Origin of the sequence: Pseudomonas syringae (assembly GCF_000737245.1) — a bacterium.
Classification (GTDB): domain Bacteria; phylum Pseudomonadota; class Gammaproteobacteria; order Pseudomonadales; family Pseudomonadaceae; genus Aquipseudomonas; species Aquipseudomonas syringae_J.
Genome location: NZ_JPQU01000035.1, coordinates 15,230 through 28,802, shown reverse-complemented (window position 1 = coordinate 28,802; position 13,573 = coordinate 15,230). Strand labels below are relative to the sequence as shown.

Here is a 13,573-nt window from a genome sequence, read left to right as displayed (position 1 = left end):
GGAGCGTCAACAGCCATGCTGCTCAATCTGTTTAACGAAATGCGCGCCGCGAAAGTGCCGGTCTCGGTTCGCGAACTGCTGGATCTGATCAACGCGCTCAAACAGCGTGTCACGTTCGCCGACATGGACGAGTTCTACTTTCTCGCCCGCACGATTCTGGTCAAGGACGAGCGCCATTTCGACAAGTTCGACCGGGCGTTCAGTGCCTACTTCAATGGCCTGGAAAAACTCGATGACCACCTCAAGGCGCTGATCCCGGAAGACTGGCTGCGCAAGGAATTCGAGCGCTCCCTGACAGATGAAGAACGGGCGCAGATTCAATCGCTGGGTGGCCTGGACAAGCTCATCGAGGAATTCAAGAAACGTCTGGAGGAGCAAAAGGAACGTCACGCCGGCGGCAATAAATGGATCGGCACCGGCGGCACCAGCCCGTTTGGCTCGGGTGGCTACAACCCGGAAGGCATACGAGTCGGTGATGCGGGCGAGCGCAAGGGTAAAGCGGTCAAGGTCTGGGATCAGCGCGAGTACAAAAACCTCGACGATCAGGTGGAAATCGGCACCCGCAACATCAAGATCGCCCTGCGCCGCCTGCGCAAATTCGCTCGTCAGGGCGCCGCTGAAGAACTGGACATTGACGGCACCATCGACCACACCGCCCGTGATGCGGGGCTGCTGAACATCCAGATGCGTCCGGAACGTCGCAATACCATCAAGCTGCTATTGCTGTTCGACATCGGCGGCTCAATGGATGCCCACGTCAAAGTCTGCGAAGAGCTGTTCTCGGCGTGCAAGACCGAATTCAAGCATCTGGAGTATTTCTACTTCCATAACTTCATCTATGAATCGGTGTGGAAGAACAACCTGCGACGCGGCTCGGAGCGCATTTCCACTCAGGACCTGCTGCACAAATATGGCGCGGACTACAAAGTGATCTTCATCGGCGACGCCTCAATGGCGCCTTACGAAATCACCCAGGCCGGGGGCAGTGTCGAGCACTGGAACGAAGAACCTGGCTACCTGTGGATGCAGCGTTTCACGGCCAAGTTCAAGAAACTCATCTGGATCAACCCCTACCCGAAAGACGCCTGGGCCTACACCACCTCAACCAATATCGTGCGAGATTTGATCGAAGATCAGATGTATCCGTTGACGTTGAGGGGGTTGGAAGAAGGGATGAGGTTTTTGGCGAAGTAGTTAGAGGTTCTTCTGTAGATGGTGCCGCAGGGTCACTGATAAAGCGCTGTCGCGTGGCAAACACAGTACCTGTAGGAGAGCGCTTGCCCGCGATTAGATTTTAGCGCCAACATATTTGTCGCCTGCGCGGACGTCATCGCGGGCAAGCGCGCTCCTACAAAAAACCATTTCAATTCAGACGGCGATCAGCGCCAATCGCGCTCCAGCTTCGGCTTGCGCCGTCCGCCGTTGACCACCCAGCCGATCATCAGGAAGAAGCTTTCGACCAGCAGCGCCAGCAGCAGCGCGCAGACGATGCCCCAGGCGATGACTTCCGGGGCCAGAAGCACCTGCCACGTGTAGCCGTTCCAGGTTTCCTTACGGATGTCGCTATCCGCCGCGATAGCGACGTGCAACGCCCGGTTGTACCAGGGCCCTTGCATGGCGAGCCATTCACGTTGCAGCACCTGAGCGCGGGTCAGCAGCGTGTTGATGCTGTCGGCATCGCTGCGGAACACCGGATCTTCGCTCTCGCGATAGTGCTGGATCAGCGCCTGCACATCACCCTTGAAGAACTGCTGAGCAGTGGCGTTATAGCCCTTGATGCTTTGCTGTGCCTCAATCAGGTGCGCTTCGACGCGTTTCCCATAGTCGCTGACAAAGCCCGGTATCTGAACCCCGAACAACAAGCCCGCCGTGAACAAGACCAATCGCAGATAACTTCGCAGCATTTAGATCCCTCTTTCCGGATTAGAACTCAACCACTGTGGGAGCGAGCTTGCTCGCGAAAGGGCCGTTACATCCGACAAATCTCCATGGGATGGGACACCGTATTCGCGAGCAAGCTCGCTCCCACAGGGGGCAGCCTGTCATGTGATCAAACACCACCCTTGGCCACACACTCACCCTTGCGCCACAGACCCCACTGCCCCGGTTCATAGGCGTTCCAGATTTCGTCTTCGGTCAACGCTTCGGTGGCGATCACCGTAACCACGTCATTGGGGGTTGTTTCAGCCTGAAAGTCGACGATCACGTCGACATCTTTCAATCTCGCAGGACCAAACGGTGCGCGCCGGGTGATCTGCACCAGCTTGGTACTGCAGAAACAGAACAACCAGTCGCCATCACTGAGCAGGCAGTTGAAAACGCCCTTGCCGCGATATTTGCTGCAGGCTTCAACGAGCGAGGGCAGCAACTCTTCGACTTCTACCGGCTCGGGAAATGCCTCGCGGACCTGATTGAGCAGATCGCAGAACGCGGCCTCGCTGTCGGTATCCCCCACCGGCCGATAGAACGTCGCCAGTGGTTCAAAGTCAGCCAACTGACCGTTGTGGGCGAAGCACCAGTTGCGGCCCCAGAGTTCACGCACGAAGGGATGGGTATTGGACAGGCAGACTCGGCCGACATTGGCTTGACGGATGTGGCCGATCACCACTTCGCTCTTGATGGGGTAGCGCTGCACCAGCTGCGCGACTTCCGACTCGCAGCTGGCGGCCGGATCCTGAAACAACCGCAGGCCACGTCCTTCGTAAAAGGCAATGCCCCAGCCATCACGATGCGGACCTGTGCGCCCACCGCGCTGCATCAGCCCGGTGAAGCTGAAAACGATGTCAGTCGGGACATTGGCGCTCATGCCCAGTAATTCACACATGCTCGGTTCTCGCTTGCAAACGTTCACCTGGGCGCTAAAGAGGCTAGAGACGTGGCTCGACCCTGGATCGGCTGCCAGCCGCCGCTACGGCTGGCTTGGCGGTGTAGCTGTCACGCGGGGCGAAAGGTTCGTCGTCGCTGTCGGACTCCACCGAGGCAGGCTCGGCGGGGGTCTGCGGACGGCGCGCCTTCCAGCTTTTTTCGATCGGCCAGCGGATCAGTACGAACAGCAGATAAACACCCAGGGCAATCATGCCGTACATGGCCAGGTCAGAGACGGCCCGCCAGACATTGCTGCCAACCTTGAACAGCAGATCAAGGGCTGTGACGGCAATTGCCGGAGCGTAAGTGTCTTTCACCGGATCGATCACGGTCGGCGTAAAGAGCAGCACGCCAACAATCACCAACAGGGGTTCGCGCAGGTATCGCCACATCCAGCGGGTCATCAGAAACCACACCAGCAGACAGCCCAACGCAGCGAATGCATAAAGGCCCCAGGCGATAAGAAAATCTTTCTCGGTCATGACGTCCGTGGTAAGGCAGGTAAAGAGGCGCTTATGATAACGGCTTTTCGCCAACCCGGCTTGTCCGGCTTGAGTAATAGTCTGCCAAGCGGCTTTTTGCTGTCATGGACTGTCACCCAGCGCCCCCCTCGAGAGCCCAGCATGACCTTATCGAATTCACGCTCCACCGCCCCGACTGCCCGCAAGGCCGACGGCGCCGATCCTTATGCCTGGCTGCAGAACCGCGACACTGAAGAAGTGCTCGACTACCTCAAGGCAGAAAATGCCTGGCAGCAGGCGCAACTGGCCGATCAGGAGGATTTGCGCGAGACGCTGTTCCAGGAAATCAAAGGCCGCATCCTCGAAACCGACCTCTCGCTGCCGTCGCCCTGGGGGCCTTATCTGTACTACACCCGCACCACCGAAGGTGACGAGTATGCCCGGCACTACCGCTGCCCGCGCCCGGCTGACGACTCGCTGAGCATCGATGAAAGTCGCGAAGAGGTCCTGCTTGACCCTAACGTGTTGGCGGCCGGTGGTTTTTTCTCCCTCGGTGCGTTCAGCATCAGTCCGGATCACCAGCGCCTTGCCTACAGCCTGGATACCACTGGCGAAGAGGTTTATCAGCTGTATGTAAAAGAGCTGAGTAGCGGTCAGGTCAGCAGCCTGCCGTTTGAAGACTGTGACGGCAGCATGACCTGGGCCAATGACAGCCAGACCCTGTTTTTTGGCGAGCTCGACGACACCCATCGCCCGCACAAGCTGTACCGCCACCGCTTGGGCGCTGACTCCGCCGACCTGGTGTTCAACGAGCCGGATGGCCGCTTCTTCCTGCACTGTTATCGCAGCAGCTCAGAAAAGCAGCTGATCCTCGGCCTGGACAGTAAAACTACCAGCGAAGCCTGGGTGCTGGATGCCGATAAACCGGAGCATGCCTTCGTGTGCATGGCGCCACGGGTTGCCGGGCATGAGTATTCCATCGACCACGGCAAAGTGGACGCCGTGTGGAGCTGGCTGATCCGCAGCAATCAGGACGGGATCAACTTTGCCCTGTATCACGCGCCGCAACCCGCCACGGGCGTCCCGACGCGTAACGACTGGCAGGTGCTGATCCCTCACAGTGACACGGTGATGCTCGAGGGCCTGAGCCTGAATGCCAGCGCCTTGACCCTGAGCCTGCGCGAAGGCGGCTTGCCGATCATCGAAGTTCGCCCGCAAGGTTTGCCCGCTTACCGGGTGCAGTTGCCGGATGCCGCTTACAGCCTCTACGTGCAGGACACGTTGGAGTTCGACAGCCAACGGATCCGCCTGCGCTACCAGTCCTTGAATCGCCCGGCTCAGGTGCGCCAACTGATTCTGGCCAGCGGTGAACAGACGGTCCTCAAGGAAACCCCGGTACTCGGCCCGTTCGATGCCGACGCCTACGTCAGCCAGCGTTTATGGGCAACCGCCAAGGACGGCACCCAAGTGCCGATCAGCCTGGTGGTCAAGCGCGAGCTGGCCGGACAACCGACGCCGCTGTATCTCTATGGTTACGGGGCCTATGGCGAAAGTCTTGATCCGTGGTTTTCCCATGCGCGCCTGAGTCTGCTGGATCGCGGCGTGGCTTTTGCAATCGCCCATGTGCGCGGCGGCGGCGAGCTGGGTGAAGCCTGGTATCGCGACGGCAAACAGGAAAACAAGCAGAACACCTTCGATGACTTCATCAGTTGCGCTGAACACCTGATCGCCGAAAACCGCACCAGTGCCGAACAGCTGGTGATCAGCGGTGGCAGCGCCGGTGGTTTGCTGATCGGTGCGGTGCTCAATCAGCGTCCCGAGCTGTTCAAGGCCGCGATTGCCGAAGTGCCATTTGTCGATGTGCTCAACACCATGCTCGATCCCGACCTGCCGCTGACCGTCACCGAGTACGACGAATGGGGCAACCCTCAGGAGCCAGAGGTGTTTGAGCGAATCAAAGCCTACGCCCCCTACGAGAATGTCAGCGCCCAGGCCTACCCGGCGATGCTGGTGATTGCCGGCTACAACGACAGCCGTGTGCAGTACTGGGAAGCGGCCAAGTGGGTGGCCAAATTGCGTGCCCACAAGACCGACGAGCATCTGCTTTTGCTCAAAACCGAGCTGGGCGCGGGCCATGGTGGCATGAGCGGTCGCTACCAGGGTCTGCGTGACGTGGCACTCGAATATGGATTTATCTTCAAGGTATTGCAGCTGGCACAATGAACTCGAAGTCAAATGCGTGTCTTAGTAGCAGCAAGGGCCAGGCGCTTGATCACGGCTGGCCCCGGGCTAACAAAAAAATTCCATACCCAGACAAGACTGAACCATGTCAGAACCTGCGTCTTACCTGAACAATGAAATCCGCGACATGCTCATGGACTGCGGATTGTTCGACCCGCTGCTGCCCGCCGACTTCCAGACGGCAGCAGGCTATTTCAATATGGCCTCCGTCGCTAAGGGCGAGGCGATCTTCAATGAGGGTGATCCGGGCGCGTTCATGTGCATCATCCATCTGGGCAGCGTCTCGGTGCAGAAGCTCAACCCCGACGGCCAGGCCGTGGAAATCGCCGTGCTGCGCCGGGGCCGGGCATTCGGCGAGATGGCGGTGCTTGATGGTGAACGTCGCTCGGCCAGTTGCTTCGCGGCAACCGATTGTCAGCTGTTGAATCTGGGACGCGACGCGCTCGACAAGATGCTCGATGAGGCGCCAAGGGTCGCGGCGAAAATCATCCGCGCCCTGGCAACATCGCTGTCCAAACGCCTGCGGATGGTTGACGGTCAGCTACTCGCTCAGCAGGTCTGAGCCAGCGCATCACCTATTTGGCCGCTGGCGGCGTAGGGGTCGCGGGCGGGGAAGTCTCTAGTCCCGGCAAGGTCTGATCTTTCGGCGGTCTGGGCATTTCGATCTTCGGCAGCAACGGGCCATTGCCCTCAGTGCTGCCCGCTCGGGGAATACTCGGTGGCGCAACCTGCGGGTACGGAGTCGGCGTTGCGGTGCCAGGTGAGCCCGGTTCGGCCACTGGTGCTGCAGGTTGCAGATTATCGGCATACACGACACTTACCGAGAGCATCGTCACGGCAATCGCCGCTAGAATAGCGCGCTTCATCAATGGCCTCCGGTGCCAATCGATTATTTGCGGCTCAGGCTACTCCAAGCGTGGGACGTTCAGTCAAAAATCTGCCCACTTCCCGAGAAATCCATGAAACGTTTCGTACTGCTCGACACCACAGCCATACCTGACAACGGCGGTGCCTTGTGCCTGTTCGAATACGGCGAAGACTTCGTGATCAAGATTCAGGGCGGCGACGGGGGCCAGTTGATGAACACCCGTATGCATGGTTCCGAAGATGCGCTGGCGGAAATCCCCTGCAAGAAAGTCGCTCACCGCGTGCAGCCGCGGGTGTTGATCGGCGGGCTGGGCATGGGCTTCACCTTGGCTTCGGCACTCAAACATCTGGGCAAGAACGGCGAGGTTGTGGTTGCCGAACTGGTGCCCGGTGTTGTGGAGTGGAATCGCGGCCCGCTGGGTGAAAAATCCGGCAACCCGTTGCTGGACCCGCGAGCCAAAGTGATCGTGCAGGATGTTGCGCAGGTACTGAAAAACGAGCCACAGGGTTTCGACGCAATCATGCTCGACGTCGACAATGGCCCTGAAGGCCTGACGCAAAAATCCAACAGTTGGCTGTACTCATCCGGAGGTCTTGCCGCCTGTGCTCAGGCGCTGCGCCCCAAGGGCATTCTGGCGGTGTGGTCAGCCAGTGCCGATCAGAAGTTTTCCGACAAGCTGCGCAAGGCCGGTTTCAAGGCTGAAGAGGTGCAGGTTTTCGCCCACGGCAACAAGGGCACGCGGCACACCATCTGGATCGCCGAAAAACTCAAGGGCTGAGATGCCTGTGACGCGCTAGAATCGATCCAATAACCGAACATGACACAGGTGACCCCATGAGCACGGCCAACCCACCCTCCCATACCGCCAAGCTGGATCGCATCCTGGCCGACGCCCAGCGCGACCGTGAAATGGGCTATCGCGACAAGGCGCTGCGCATGTATCCGCACGTCTGCGGCCGCTGCGCTCGTGAATTTGCCGGCAAACGCCTGAGCGAGCTGACCGTGCACCACCGCGATCACAACCACGACAACAATCCTCAGGATGGCTCCAACTGGGAATTGCTCTGCCTGTACTGCCACGACAACGAGCACTCGCGCTATACCGACCAGCAGTACTTCTCGGAAAGCTCCACCAGCAGCCCGAAAACTGCCAAGGCCACGCACAACCCGTTTGCGGCGCTGGCTGGTCTCATGAAAAAAGACGACTGACACTGCGGTGGCCCGCTGGTAACACCGCTCCCACAGGTTCAATGCTCTATCTGTAGGAGCGCGCTTGCCCGCGATAACGGCCGAAGGACGTTCTGTACCTGTCAGAACACTCATCCGACGAATGTAAAACCGCCATCGCGGGCAAGCGCGCTCCTACAACGGATCAGGGGTGTGCGTATAATCGCCCGCTTTTCCCTGCGAGCACTTCCCCGTGGCCAACAAACGTTACGCCTGCATCGGCCTGTTCAATCCCAAGTCTCCGGAAAACGTCGGTTCCGTGATGCGTGCGGCCGGTTGTTACGGCGTGGCCTCAGTGTTTTACACCGGCAAACGCTACGAACGTGCCCGGGACTTTGTCACGGATACCAAGAAGATCCATCAGGACATCCCTCTGATCGGCATCGACGACCTGAAAAGCATCATTCCTCTGGGCTGCATCCCGGTGGCCGTCGAACTGGTCGAAGGCGCTCGCTCTCTGCCCGAATACACCCACCCGGATCGGGCCATCTATATTTTCGGCCCAGAAGACGGCTCCCTGGACAAAGAGATCCGCGACTGGTGCGAGGACGTGGTGTACATCCCCACCACCGGCTGCATGAATCTGGCGGCCACCGTCAACGTGGTGCTTTACGACCGCATGGCCAAAGGCAACAACACCCGCTCGGGACCGCAGTTCGGCCGGGAACAGCCCGATTCCTGAAACAGCCATCAAGAAATGCATTGAACAGTTTGCGACGGCGGCAGTCAGTCTTACTGAACCGAATTCATCTCATCATGGAGAACGATCATGAGCGACACCCCAATCGTTGAACGCATCGACACCCCTTTCCACAGCGAGCCGCAACAGAACGTGCAAGGCTGGGAGCGCGTCGGCTCACTGGCGGGCGGCGTCCTGATGATGGGCAAGGGCCTGCGTCGTGGTGGTTTCTTCGGCCTGATTCAACTGGCCATTGGCGGCGCAGTATTGGCCCGTGGCATCACCGGTCATTGTTCAGCCAAGAGCCTTCTGGAAAAAAGCCGCAGCGACCTGGACATTGCCAAGTCCCGTATCAAACGCGCTGGTGATGAACTGAGCCTGCTCAAAACCAAAGCGGAAGTCGCCACCGAAGAAGTACTGACCGACGGCCTGGAAGCGTTGACCAAGCCGAAAACCGGGTTGTAATACGGTCCGTTGGAGCGAGGCTCGCCCGCGAAGAACGATGACGCGGAGTGCCTGAAAGACTCAGTTGCCCATTCGCGGGCAAGCCTCGCTCCAACAGACACGGCACGCTTCACCCCGCCCGAAAAATCAGGTACTCCTCCCAGTCATCCTCGGCAACAGCGTTCTCGCTGACCATACGCCCGGACTGGGAAATGCGCTCCTGATGCACCGCGTCCCGATCCCCGCAGACCAGATGATGCCAAAGCGGCAATTCTTTGCCTTCGCTTACCAAGCGATAGCCACAGGTCGGCGGCAACCATTTGAATTCCTCGGCCTGGCCTGGGGTGAGCTGGATGCAGTCAGGCACTGAGGCCCGGCGGTTGCTGTAATCGGTGCACTGACAGGTCTTGAGATCCAGCAGTTTGCAGGCGATACGCGTGTAATAAACGCTGTTATCGTCCTCGTCCTCAAGCTTTTGCAGGCAGCACAGGCCACAGCCATCACACAGGGACTCCCACTCAGCGCTGTCGAGTTGGGCGAGGGTCTTGCGTTTCCAGAAGGGTTCGACTTTAGCGGCCATGGGTTCGGGCAATCAGCATCAGGAATGGAAAAGGCCGCCAGTCTAGTGCCACAAAGGCTGCGGGCCAAGCGCTGGCGACTGTCGGTACGCAAGGCTTGTCATCAGACGAACGGCGCAGTAGCTTTAGCCCGCTGCTTTTACACAGATACGCTATACGACATCCGCGATGCCTGCCGTCCACGGCCCACCGCTTGAGCGTCCTCTCCTCTCGCCTTCCAGGATTCCCATGAGCACTAACCCTCGCATCGCCGATTACCCTATCGATCCCCTGTTCACTGAACGCTGGTCGCCGCGCGCATTCAGTGGCGAAATTATCCCCGAAGAAACCCTGCTGAGCTTCTTCGAAGCCGCCCGCTGGGCACCCTCGGCGTATAACTCGCAGCCTTGGCGGTTTCTGTATGCACGTCGTGACACGCCAAGCTGGGAGCGTTATCTGGGCCTGCTCAACGAGTTCAACCGTAGCTGGGCACAGCACGCCTCGGCGCTGGTGATCGTGATCTCCAAGACCACGTTCACAGCACCGGGCGCCAGCGAAGAAAGCCCTGCCCTGTGGCACACCTTCGACACCGGTTCCGCTTGGGGTTATTTGGCTCTGCAAGCGAGCATGAGCGGCTGGCACACCCACGGCATGGCCGGTTTCGATCAGGATCTGGCCCGCAAGGAATTGAATGTTCCAGAAGGTTACTCACTGCATGCGGCAGTGGCGGTCGGCAAGCTGGGCGACAAATCAACCTTGCCGGAATACCTGCAAGGCCGCGAAGCCCCAAGTCCGCGCCAGACTGTGGCGCAGATCGCAGCGGAAGGTGATTTCAGTCTGTAAGCCGATGTAGGCCCTGAATACATACCTGTGGGAGCGAATTCATTCGCGAAGGGGGAAGTACGATCGACACATCAATGTCGTTCGTAATGCCCTCTTCCCGGCTAAAGCCGGTCCCACATGTTTTACCGTCGGACGTTAAAGCTCAATACCCCCGCGAGAAATCCACTTCCCCGCGCAGTTTTTCACCCGCGGCGAACGCCTTGAGGTTTTCCAGGAACAGCCCAACCATCGCAACCGGCGAGGTGGGTGCAGAGCTGTGACCGGTCAGCAACAGACCCCAGGCGGTCCAGAACGGATGGCGTTGCGGCAGCGGCTCCTGTCGGCAGACGTCGATCACCGCGCCCGCCAGATGGCCTTCCTTGAGTGCTTCCACCAGATCCGCATCTACCACCGCGACACCGCGACCTACGTTGATGAACAGGCCGGTGGGCTTGAATCTGGCGAACATCTTCGCGTCGTACAGGTCATGGGTTTGTGGCGTGTTAGGCAGCAGGTTGATGACGTAGTCCACCTCCCCTACCAGACGCGGCAGATCATCCATGGTGCCGACTTCGACAAATGGCGCCTGACTGCGAGCGCTTGAAGCAATGCCGTAGACCTGCACACCGAATGGCGCGAGAAATTGCGCGACGCTAAGCCCGATATCACCCGCCCCGACGATCAATGCCTTGCGTCCTGCCAGACTGTGGCCCGGACGGTTATCCCACTTGCGCTCCACCTGGCTGACCAGACGCGCCAGCACTTCGCGCTCATGGCCCAGCATGTAAGTCAGCACGAACTCGGCCATGACCTGACCAAAGATGCCCACCGCACGGGTCAGGCGGTAATCCTGAGGCAGTCCGTCAGCCAAAAGCGGCGTGATACCTGCCCAGGTTGATTGCATCCATGTCGGAATGTGGCCCTGACGCAGCAGATTGGCCAACAGGTCAGGCTGACCCAGCCAGATTGGGCAATCGGCAGCCAATCGGGACAGCTCGGCAGAATCACCGGTGCTTAGAACCTCAAGCTCCGGAGCCGCCTCGCGCAGCAGTTGGGTATAAGTCGGATAATCGTTTTCGGCAATCAGAACGCGCATGGCTTAAAACCTTAAAAACTGGACATGCGGCCGAAGACTGGCGGAGCGCGGTCAGATCCGCGTCGAATACGTCAGCAACGGCCTTTTACCCTGGGTGGGGTCAACTGCTTACATCGGGTCGTTGCGGCGCAGCAGCTCTTCGGGAAGGTGCTCGATGTACTCGTCTTCCGCCGGCGGCATCTGCAGGTGGTAGCCCTGCTTTTCGAGGTTCGCCAGCACAAGGTTGATATCCTCACGGGCCAATGCACGCTCCGGGCTCAGGACCAGATCGAAGGCATGCCGCGCTTTGCCGAAGGCTGTCATCAACTCAGGTGGGACGCGTTTGAGCTCATCGCTTTTGAGCACGTACAGGTACATGCCGTTGCGCTTGCTGCTGTGGTAAATCGAACAAATACGTTTCAAGGCTGTTCTCCGGCGTTGGCCAGGCTGTCGAGCAATGCCTGGCCCATCAGCTCGCGGCGCCAGCCACGCAGCGAATCGGGCAAATGATAGGGCCCATCAGGGAAGCCGGTTTTGAGTACGGCTTCGAGGGTCTTTTTACGCAGCATCAACTCCGGCGCCATATCCAGCTGTTCGGCATAGCGCTGGCCGGTGGCACGCAGGGTTTTGAGTACCGCCGCAGCCTCGATCGGCAAGGGCTCAGGTAAGGCGGCCGGCCATTGTTCCGGCGGCAGGTTGCCTGAGTTCTTGATCAAGTCGAGGATAAATTCGCCATCCTGACGGACCGTTTTAGGGTGCATGTCGTCGATCTTGGCCAGCGCTGCGAGGTTGTCCGGCTGGGTTCTGGCCAGCGGCCACAGGGAGTGCTCACGGATGATGCGATTGCGCGGCACGTTGCGCGCGCGGGCTTCGCGTTCACGCCAGGCGCACAGTTCGCGCAGGACTGCCAGTTGCGCACGGGACAGTTTCCAGGCCAGCTTGGCGTCGCGATACACCTCGTAAGGGTCGACCTCGCGGCGCAGATTGGCGACCAGTTCGGCACCATCCTCCAGCAGCCAGGCGTACTTTTCTTCCGAGAGGCGCGGACGCAGAATGCTGTACAGCTCGGCCAGATGCACGGCATCTTCCGCGGCATAACTGATCTGGGTTTCGGACAGTGGACGCTGCAACCAGTCCGAGCGGGTTTCGCCCTTGGGCAGGTCGATGCTCAAGACCTCCTGCACCAGACGCGAGTAGCCCATCGAGAAGCCGATGTTCAGGTACGCGGCGGCCAGCTGGGTGTCGAACAGCGGCACCGGCAGGCTGCCGGTCAGGCGCAACAAGACTTCCAGGTCCTCGCTACAAGCGTGAACTACCTTGATAACGTCAGGGTTTTCCAGCAGCGCCGACAAGGGCCGCCAGTCTTTGATCAATAACGGGTCGATCAGCCAGGCCTTGGAACCGTCTCCGATCTGCAGCAGCGCCGCGATCGGGTAAAAAGTGTCGACCCGCATGAACTCGGTGTCGAGGGCGACAAAGGGCAGTGACTGCCACTGAGCGCAATGCAGGGCGAGGCTGTCGTCGTCGCGAATCCAGTGAATATCGATGGCCACACGGCTCTCCCTTGAAGAATGGCGCGCAGTATATATCGCCATCGGCCCATACCGCGCATCTGTCCTGCAAGTGTTGAACATCTTCATCTAAGGTGTGCAGCTATCTCAGGGCAAAAATGACCGCTGATCGGATCCCCTGGTTGTTCAGAATGCCAACTGACCTTGCTCGGCAATCTGCAACGTCACCCGCTCCAGGCGCAGCAGGAACTCCTTGCGAGCCTTGCCACCTCCATAGCCGGTCAATGAACCATCGGCGCCAATTACCCGATGGCACGGCAGAACGATGGACATGCGATTGCTGCCGTTGGCCAGTCCTACAGCGCGACTGGCTCCGGGCTTACCCAGCAGCAGGGCGATTTCGCCATAAGTGCAGGTCGTGCCATACGGCACCTGACGTAACGCTTCCCACACCTGATTCTGAAAAATACTGCCGGGCGTGTGCAGAGGGACTTCAAAGCGGGTCAGACTGCCGGCGAAATAGCGTCTCAACTCGTCTGATATCTGCAACAAATGCGCATGCTCCCCGGCGCCAATCAGATAGCCATAGCGGCTGCGCAACTCTTCCACTTCGCGCATCAGGATCGGCCGATCCAGGAATTCAAGCATCACCAGACCGCGCCGTTCCGCCATGGCCAACATCAGGCCCAGCGGGGTTGGCAGGACGTTGAAATACAGTGGCTCGCCTGTGACGGGCTTGGCAGGCCTGGTTTGCAGCAGGGTTTTCAAGGCGGCGTTGAAGGCGCTGATCTGCTCGGCGTCGGTGTCGTTGAATCCTTCCAAT

At 59.3% G+C, this 13,573-nt stretch carries 16 protein-coding genes and 1 pseudogene; 8 read left to right on the top strand and 9 right to left on the bottom strand.

The window, feature by feature from the left end; translation table 11 throughout:
- The first annotated feature begins 15 nt into the window (after positions 1–15).
- Positions 16–1,194: a vWA domain-containing protein gene (locus IV01_RS12400; protein ID WP_032628678.1), complete on the top strand. Its 1,179-nt coding sequence runs from the start codon at positions 16–18 to the stop codon at positions 1,192–1,194.
- 185 nt (positions 1,195–1,379) lie between these two features.
- Here IV01_RS12400 and IV01_RS12405 read toward each other — a convergent pair whose 3' ends face one another.
- The 3 genes from IV01_RS12405 to IV01_RS12415 form a co-directional block, all read right to left on the bottom strand.
- Positions 1,380–1,904, bottom strand: a complete 525-nt coding sequence (locus tag IV01_RS12405) for a DUF2937 family protein (protein WP_032628677.1) — start codon at positions 1,902–1,904, stop codon at positions 1,380–1,382.
- A 146-nt stretch (positions 1,905–2,050) separates the two neighbouring features.
- Positions 2,051–2,824 carry a class II glutamine amidotransferase gene (locus tag IV01_RS12410; protein WP_032628676.1) on the bottom strand — a complete coding sequence of 258 codons (774 nt, stop codon included), beginning with the start codon at positions 2,822–2,824 and terminating at the stop codon, positions 2,051–2,053.
- Between the two features lie 43 nt (positions 2,825–2,867).
- Positions 2,868–3,347: a hypothetical protein gene (locus IV01_RS12415; RefSeq protein WP_032628675.1), complete on the bottom strand. Its 480-nt coding sequence runs from the start codon at positions 3,345–3,347 to the stop codon at positions 2,868–2,870.
- 141 nt (positions 3,348–3,488) lie between these two features.
- Between IV01_RS12415 and IV01_RS12420 the strand changes: the two genes are divergently transcribed.
- Both IV01_RS12420 and IV01_RS12425 read left to right on the top strand, forming a co-directional pair.
- The gene (locus tag IV01_RS12420; RefSeq protein ID WP_032628674.1) at positions 3,489–5,549 is read left to right on the top strand and encodes a S9 family peptidase; all 2,061 of its coding nucleotides are present in this window, start codon (positions 3,489–3,491) and stop codon (positions 5,547–5,549) included.
- Positions 5,550–5,652: 103 nt separating this feature from the next.
- A complete protein-coding gene (locus IV01_RS12425; protein ID WP_032628672.1) occupies positions 5,653–6,129 on the top strand; it encodes a Crp/Fnr family transcriptional regulator in 477 nt (158 codons plus the stop codon).
- Between the two features lie 13 nt (positions 6,130–6,142).
- Here the strand turns inward: IV01_RS12425 and IV01_RS26340 are convergent, their stop codons facing one another.
- Positions 6,143–6,433, bottom strand: a complete 291-nt coding sequence (locus IV01_RS26340; protein WP_080290301.1) for a hypothetical protein — start codon at positions 6,431–6,433, stop codon at positions 6,143–6,145.
- A gap of 93 nt (positions 6,434–6,526) precedes the next feature.
- On the opposite strand from IV01_RS26340, the gene IV01_RS12430 reads away from it, so the two are divergent.
- The 4 genes from IV01_RS12430 to IV01_RS12445 all read left to right on the top strand — a co-directional run bounded on the left by IV01_RS12430 (position 6,527) and on the right by IV01_RS12445 (position 8,806).
- Positions 6,527–7,213 carry a spermidine synthase gene (locus IV01_RS12430; protein WP_032628670.1) on the top strand — a complete coding sequence of 229 codons (687 nt, stop codon included), beginning with the start codon at positions 6,527–6,529 and terminating at the stop codon, positions 7,211–7,213.
- A 56-nt stretch (positions 7,214–7,269) separates the two neighbouring features.
- Positions 7,270–7,644, top strand: coding sequence for a YajD family HNH nuclease (locus tag IV01_RS12435; RefSeq protein ID WP_032628668.1), 375 nt, complete (start codon positions 7,270–7,272; stop codon positions 7,642–7,644).
- 211 nt (positions 7,645–7,855) lie between these two features.
- Positions 7,856–8,344, top strand: coding sequence for an RNA methyltransferase (locus IV01_RS12440; RefSeq protein WP_032628666.1), 489 nt, complete (start codon positions 7,856–7,858; stop codon positions 8,342–8,344).
- An 87-nt stretch (positions 8,345–8,431) separates the two neighbouring features.
- A complete protein-coding gene (locus IV01_RS12445) occupies positions 8,432–8,806 on the top strand; it encodes a YgaP family membrane protein (RefSeq protein WP_032628664.1) in 375 nt (124 codons plus the stop codon).
- Between the two features lie 109 nt (positions 8,807–8,915).
- On the opposite strand, the gene IV01_RS12450 is transcribed toward IV01_RS12445, so the two are convergent.
- Entirely contained in the window at positions 8,916–9,365 is a 450-nt protein-coding gene (locus IV01_RS12450; protein WP_032628662.1) for a YcgN family cysteine cluster protein, read from the bottom strand.
- A gap of 226 nt (positions 9,366–9,591) precedes the next feature.
- Between IV01_RS12450 and IV01_RS12455 the strand changes: the two genes are divergently transcribed.
- Positions 9,592–10,185, top strand: coding sequence for a nitroreductase family protein (locus IV01_RS12455; RefSeq protein WP_032628660.1), 594 nt, complete (start codon positions 9,592–9,594; stop codon positions 10,183–10,185).
- Positions 10,186–10,327: 142 nt separating this feature from the next.
- On the opposite strand, the gene IV01_RS12460 is transcribed toward IV01_RS12455, so the two are convergent.
- The 4 genes and pseudogenes from IV01_RS12460 to IV01_RS0125090 form a co-directional block, all read right to left on the bottom strand.
- Positions 10,328–11,260, bottom strand: a complete 933-nt coding sequence (locus tag IV01_RS12460) for a D-2-hydroxyacid dehydrogenase (RefSeq protein ID WP_032628658.1) — start codon at positions 11,258–11,260, stop codon at positions 10,328–10,330.
- Between the two features lie 108 nt (positions 11,261–11,368).
- Positions 11,369–11,662 carry a YcgL domain-containing protein gene (locus IV01_RS12465; protein WP_032628657.1) on the bottom strand — a complete coding sequence of 98 codons (294 nt, stop codon included), beginning with the start codon at positions 11,660–11,662 and terminating at the stop codon, positions 11,369–11,371.
- Complete coding sequence (gene rnd / locus IV01_RS12470; RefSeq protein WP_032628656.1) at positions 11,659–12,792, bottom strand: ribonuclease D; 1,134 nt, start codon at positions 12,790–12,792, stop codon at positions 11,659–11,661. The genes IV01_RS12465 and rnd overlap by 4 nt, the downstream gene beginning before the upstream one ends.
- A 144-nt stretch (positions 12,793–12,936) precedes the next feature.
- Positions 12,937–13,557 (bottom strand): annotated as a pseudogene (locus IV01_RS0125090) (methylated-DNA--[protein]-cysteine S-methyltransferase); the annotation flags it as partial.
- Positions 13,558–13,573: the final 16 nt, after the last annotated feature.